Genomic DNA, 5,812 nt, shown 5'->3' with positions numbered 1-5,812 from the left:
GTCACCGCCTGCGGCCCTTCCCGGTCGGGTCCAGGCTCATCAACGCCATGTAGATGCACTTTCAACTCCCCCGCCCCCAAGGTAGGTGAAGGGCCGGTCGCCCTCCGGTCGCTACAACGGTCCCGTGTCGCCGATGGTTCACTCTCAGCCACGGCAGTTGTAGTGCCACTTAGCTTGCGTTGATCTTGACCAGCGGGGCTGGTGAGCGGGGGCTATCGTCCTGCGCATGCCGGAGGTTGAGGGTGGGGCGGGTGTCGGGCTGGCCGAGTGGGTGTCGCTCGGGGTGCTGGCCGAGGCGGTGCCGCGGGACGTGGTGGACGAGGTGGTGCTGGCGCAGGGGCGGCGGTCCCCGCGGGCCGGCGGGAAGCTACCGCCGCACGTGATGGTGTACTTCGCGATGGCGCTGGCGCTATTCGCCGATGACGACTACGAAGAGGTGATGGCCAAGCTGGCTGGGACGCCGCGGTCGTGGGGGTGTTGGGATCCGGCGTGGTCGGTGCCGACCTCGGGCGGTATCAGCTCCAGGCCCGTGCCCGGCTGGGGTTCGAGGTGCTGGCGGAGATCTTCGCGCAGGTCGCGCGGCCGGTGGCGGAGCCGATGACACGGGGCGCCTGGCTGGCGGGCTGCCGTCTGGCGGCGATCGACGGCGTGGTCTGGGAGGCACCGGACAGCCCGGACAACCGTAAGGCTTTCGGCGTCAGCGGTTCGGGGAACTACGCCTCGGCGTTTCCGCAGGTGCGCATGGTGACGCTGACCGAATGCGGATCGCATGCGCACCTGGACGCGGAGATGGACGGGATCCGGACGTCCGAACAGGCCCTGGCCCGGCTCTCGGCGACGCCTGAATTCTGACTCTTCCAAGATTTCCGTGAAGCCGGTCATGCTTCCGTGCGCCAGTGACGCTCCGTCATGGATGGCGGGATGCTGGATCAGTGTGAGGAGTTGCTGAAGACGGTGTTTCCGCACCTCGGCGGGGTGCTGGTGGAGCAAGTGGTGGCAGTGGGCGGTCTGTTACGGATCGTGGCGAGTACGGCATCGACGATCTCGGCGTCGTGCCCGGACTGCGAGGTTCTGTCGAGACGTCGGCACAGCGGCTACGAGCGTCGGCTCGCCGACGACCCTGTCGGCGGCCGACGGGTGTCCATCACGTTGACCATCCGGCGCCTGTTCTGCGACAACCCGAGCTGCGGGAGGGTGACGTTCGCCGAGCAGGTTGATGGGCTGACCGTGCGTTACGGTCGGCGGACTCCGCAGCTCACGGGCCTGTTGGGCGCGATCGCGGTGGCCTTGGCGGGCCGCGCCGGTGAACGCCTGGCGGCCCGGCTGCCGGCTCCGGTCAGCGACACCACTCTGCTGAGCCTGGCCATGGCCCTCGCCGACCCGTACGCACAAACGCCCCGAGTGCTCGGGGTCGATGAATTCGCCACCCGCAAGGGCCACAAGTACGGCCGTACTGGTCGACTGCGAGACCCACGCCCCCATCGACCTGCTGCCCGACCGGGAGTCGGCGACGTTCGCCGCCTGGCTCACCGACCACCCCGGAGTGGAGATCATCTGCCGCGACCGCGGCGGCGCCTTCGCGGACGGCGCCCGTGCCGGAGCCCCCGACGCCGTCCAGGTCGCCGACTTGTGGCACCTCTGGCACAACCTCACCGAGGCTGTGAAGTCCCTGGTCAGCAAGCACAGTTTCGGCTGGATCATGATGCACCGCCGCCTCGCCCGGGACTACGAGACCAAACCCGCCCACTCCGAGAGCATGATCCGCCTTGCGATGATCTCCAACCTCGCGAAGCGAGCAACCGGCGAAACACCCATAACTTGGCACAACCCATGAACTATCCCGTCTTCAACCGGAACGACCTCTCAAAGACCCTGCCTTACCCCCTCCCTCACCGAACGGCCAAGCGGTACGTACGGAACTTGATCAAGCCCTGTCGCCTACCTCCGCCCCTGTGTGTTCCGATTCTGATGCGACGAATGCCCGGCATGTGACGAATGCCCGGCATGTGACGACTGCCCGGCACGTGAAGACGGCCCGGGATCTGGATAAAGGTATTGCTGCCCCGCTACCAGATTTTCCGGATAATGGCCCATCCCGTAATTGCCATAGTCCTGATTTGCCGGCACCTGCATAGCAGAAGGATCCCAGGCGGCCGCGTCGACAGGATGTGAAGGCCCGGGATCTGGATAAAGGTATTGCTGCCCCGCTACCAGATTTTCCGGATAATGGCCCATCCCGTAATTGCCATAGTCCTGATTTGCCGGCACCTGCATAGCAGAAGGATCCCAGGCGGTCGCGTCGACAGGATGTGAAGGCCCGGGATCTGGCGGATCCGCCTCCGCCAGATACTTCCTCCCCTGCGCCAGAAGCTCGCTCGTCACCTCGTACGGCAACTCGCCCGGGACGCCCTTGTTAATTAGAAATCTACCAGTAGGGAGTTTTCTCAGGCTCAGCCCTGCCTCCGCGAAGGCGGCCGCCTCCGCCGGCCCCGCCCCATTTTTATTTGAATCAGAGAGGTATGTCATTCGAGCCCACATTTTCGCTGCAGAGTCAGTGGCTCCTTTCGGTGGATAACGCGGCCAGGATCCCCAGGCCACGGTGGCTTTGCCTCCACCGAGACCGAATACTGCAGACACCGCATCGGCCCTTTCCTGATCTGCGACATCCGCTTTGACTTTCCATTCCGAGCCTGCCTTTTCCGTGTCAATTCTCCATTTGCCATTATCGAGTTCTTTCAGGGGCAGCCCTGCCGCCCTCAAGGCGGCCGCCTCCTCCGGCCCCGCACAAGTCTGGCCCGTTCTATTATTGAGGCTGAGAATCCGGACCCGCGCATCGCTATGCTCCCCCTCAAGACTCGGCAACAATCCCCGGGCCACGGTGGCTTTGCCTCCGTCGAGAGCGTAGAGTCTACGCACCGCTTGGGCCCTGCCCTGATCGCTGACACCTGCATTAATTTCATTTTCTGAGAATGCCTTTTTCTTGTCAATTCTCCATTTGCCACCTGCGATTTGCTTCAGGGGCAGCTTTGCATCCTTCAGGGCTTGCAGCTCCAGTGGCCCCACAGAATATGAAGCATCTGTTCCAGAGAGTCTGAAAAGCCGGTTCCGCATGTTCCGTTCGAATTCATCCGAATTTATCGGCGCCTCTCGAATCGGCAGGAATCCCAGGAGCATACGGGGATTAGCTTCTTCGTCGAGACCGTAGTAACGACGAATGTCGGCAGCTCGTTGTTCATCTGTCGGTCTAGGCATGGAGCCCTCCATAGCGAGTCAGGGTCGACCTGATCTCACAACGCACCAGACAGCCCTGTGGTTCAATGATTCCTAACCTAACCTCGAAATTTCGTGACGGGCCGCCGACGGAGTCGGTGGCCCGTTTTCGTACCGCGGGCTGACGCTGGGCAGGCCGGAGGCAGGGCTTCGGCGTAGTTGGCTGATGCCCGCTTCCTGACGGATGACCAGATTGGGCGGGGTCGGGTGCGGAACAGGCACGGACGCCCGTGATCATGGAGTCCTACCTTTCTTGATGTGGGTCTGAGCTGGTCATTCGTAAGATCGGCGGGGCCCAGGGGTTCCGGGTATGGCTGTCATGGAGTCGCCGCTGGATGGCTCAGAGAACTTGGCCGCCCGGAACCCCGCGACGACTCGACCGCTAATTGGGAGACGCGACGCGATCGCTTTGTAGGACAACGTCGGCGAGGTCGTCTGCTGGGTTGGTGTACGACGAGCTGACGGAGGTGGCTGTGCCCGAGATCTGGGCCGGAGTGGACATCGGCAAGGAACATCACCACTGCGTGGTGATCGACGCCCAGGGCAAGAGACTGCTGTCGCGTCGCATCCTGAACGACGAGGCTGAACTGCTCCAGCTCATCGCTGACGTACTGGAGCTGTCGCGGGATGTGCTGTGGGCGGTGGACATCAACCACGGCGGGGCCGCGCTCCTGCTCGGTCTGCTGGTCAGCCACGACCAGCACATCACCTACATCACCGGCCTGGCCATCCACCGCGCCTCGGCCGGCTACCGCGGCCAGGCCAAGACCGACGCGAAGGACGCCTTCGTCATCGCCGACCAGGCCCGCATGCGCACCGACCTCGGTGTCCTGCGGCCCGGCGACGAGATATCGGTCGACCTGCGCACTCTGGTCACCCGCCGCACCGATCTGGTCTGCGACCGGACCCGGCAGATCAACCGACTTCGCGCCCAACTCTTGGAAATCTTCCCTGCGTTGGAACGTTCTTTGGACCTGACGAAGAAGGGGCCGGTCCTGTTGCTGACCGGCTACCAGACCCCGGCCGCGATCCGTCGCGCCGGCGCCTTCCGGATCGCGACGTGGCTGAAGAACCGCAAGGTCCGCAACAGCGCGGCCCTGGCCCGGACCGTCGTGGAGGCCGCCGAGGCCCAGTTCACCGCACTGCCCGGCGAGAAACTCGCGGCCACCATGGTGGCCCGCCTGGCGAAGGGGGTGATGGCCCTCGATGAGGAGATCACCGAGTTCGAAGTCCTTATCGAGGCCCGGTTTCGCGAGCACCCGCACGCCGAGGTGATCCAGAGCCTGCCTGGCATGGGCACCATGCTGAGCGCGGAGTTCCTCGCTGCGACCGGCGGCGACATGGGCACCTTTGGCACCGCCGACCGTCTGGCCGGCTACGCCGGCCTCGCACCCGTCCCCCGCGACTCCGGACGCGTCAGCGGCGACCTCCACCGCCCACGCCGCTACCACCGCGGCCTGCTCCGAGCCTTCTACCTCTCGGCCTTCGCCAGCCTGCGGAACTGTCCCGCCTCGGAACAGTTCTATGAGCGCAAGCGGGCCGAGGGCAAGGGGCACAAGCAGGCGCTGCTGGCACTCGCCCGCCGCCGGGCCAACGTCCTGTGGGCCATGATCCGCGACGGAGCGTGCTACCAAGCCACACCACCAGTCACGGCAGCGGCTTGACAACGGCATTGGGAAGTTCTCTACGCTCTGTGATCCTGGGAAGTCCGTGCCTGCCGACGCATCATCTCTGATCCCTCCTGCCCTGGACCAACTCGGCCCCCGTGCGGGAGCCGCTCCCAGGGAGATCCCCGACCTGCTGGAATGCCTCGCGCAGGTCCCCGATCCGCGCGATCCCCGCGGAGTACGGCATCCGCTTGCCGCGGTGCTGGCCCTGACAGCCTGCGCCGTCCTCGCCGGGGCGAGGTCGCTGCTGGCGGTGAGTGAATGGGTGGCCGATGCCCCCGAAGGACTCCTCGAGCGGCTCGGTATCCGCGTCGACCCACTCTTCCCGAAACGCTCCTGGCCTGCGGAAACAACGATACGCAGAGTCCTGGCACGAATCGACGCGAACGCCCTGGACCGGGCGGTCGGGGCCTGGCTTGCCGGCCGGCAGCAGGACGCGGGCGGCTTGAGGGCGCTGGCCGTCGACGGGAAGTCGCTGCGGGGCGCCGCCCGCGCCAAGGGCCGGAGAATCCATCTCCTGGCCGCCTGCGACCACGTCGGCGGGCTGGTCCTCGCGCAGATGGACGTCGGTGAGAAGACCAACGAGATCACTCGGGTTCGACCTCTGCTGGACACGTTGCCCGACCTGTCCGGCACCGTCGTGACCAGCGATGCCCTGCACACTCAAACCGACCACGCCACCTATCTGCGCGGGCGGGACGCCCACTACATCGTGATCGTGAGCGCAACACGAAGAAGCTCCGCGCGCAGCTCACATCCCTTCCCTGGAAGCAGATTCCACTCCAGGACCGCATCCGCACGACCGGGCACGGACGCTGTGAGATCCGCAGGCTGAAGGTCTGCACGCTGAACAACCTGCTCTTCCCCGGCGCCCG

At 65.3% G+C, this 5,812-nt stretch carries 5 protein-coding genes and 3 pseudogenes; 7 read left to right on the top strand and 1 reads right to left on the bottom strand.

Translation table 11 applies throughout. From position 1 onward, the window contains the following. Positions 1-226: 226 nt before the first annotated feature. The 5 genes and pseudogenes from ABZT03_RS42650 to ABZT03_RS42630 all read left to right on the top strand — a co-directional run. Complete coding sequence (locus ABZT03_RS42650; RefSeq protein WP_356049501.1) at positions 227-601, top strand: transposase domain-containing protein; 375 nt, start codon at positions 227-229, stop codon at positions 599-601. Further along, positions 490-852, top strand: a complete 363-nt coding sequence (locus ABZT03_RS42645) for a hypothetical protein (RefSeq protein ID WP_356049505.1) — start codon at positions 490-492, stop codon at positions 850-852. The genes ABZT03_RS42650 and ABZT03_RS42645 overlap by 112 nt, the downstream gene beginning before the upstream one ends. Before the next feature lie 57 nt (positions 853-909). Next, positions 910-1,119: pseudogene (locus tag ABZT03_RS42640) on the top strand (ISL3 family transposase); the annotation flags it as partial. Between the two features lie 295 nt (positions 1,120-1,414). Further along, positions 1,415-1,612: pseudogene (locus ABZT03_RS42635) on the top strand (ISL3 family transposase); the annotation flags it as partial. Between the two features lie 60 nt (positions 1,613-1,672). Next, positions 1,673-1,834: pseudogene (locus tag ABZT03_RS42630) on the top strand (IS5/IS1182 family transposase); the annotation flags it as partial. A 104-nt stretch (positions 1,835-1,938) separates the two neighbouring features. Here ABZT03_RS42630 and ABZT03_RS42625 read toward each other — a convergent pair. Next, positions 1,939-3,252 (bottom strand): hypothetical protein, encoded by a 1,314-nt coding sequence (locus tag ABZT03_RS42625; RefSeq protein WP_356049499.1) that lies wholly within the window; start codon positions 3,250-3,252, stop codon positions 1,939-1,941. A gap of 485 nt (positions 3,253-3,737) precedes the next feature. Between ABZT03_RS42625 and ABZT03_RS42620 the strand changes: the two genes are divergently transcribed. Further along, positions 3,738-4,934, top strand: coding sequence for an IS110 family transposase (locus tag ABZT03_RS42620; RefSeq protein WP_356049503.1), 1,197 nt, complete (start codon positions 3,738-3,740; stop codon positions 4,932-4,934). A gap of 46 nt (positions 4,935-4,980) precedes the next feature. Further along, positions 4,981-5,772 (top strand): ISAs1 family transposase, encoded by a 792-nt coding sequence (locus ABZT03_RS42615; RefSeq protein ID WP_356049497.1) that lies wholly within the window; start codon positions 4,981-4,983, stop codon positions 5,770-5,772. The last annotated feature ends 40 nt before the right edge of the window (positions 5,773-5,812 follow it).

The sequence above is a fragment of the Streptomyces sp. NPDC005574 genome, assembly GCF_040605435.1.
Classification (GTDB): Bacteria; Actinomycetota; Actinomycetes; order Streptomycetales; family Streptomycetaceae; genus Streptomyces.
The sequence above is the reverse complement of the archived record's forward strand: the minus strand, read 5'-3'. Positions and strand labels throughout refer to the sequence as shown.

Coding starts and splice junctions, on each gene's coding strand:
- ABZT03_RS42650 (WP_356049501.1), top strand. CDS start 227: ATGCCGGAGGTTGAGGGTGGGGCGGGTGTCGGGCTGGCCGAGTGGGTG.
- ABZT03_RS42625 (WP_356049499.1), bottom strand. CDS start 3,252: ATGCCTAGACCGACAGATGAACAACGAGCTGCCGACATTCGTCGTTAC.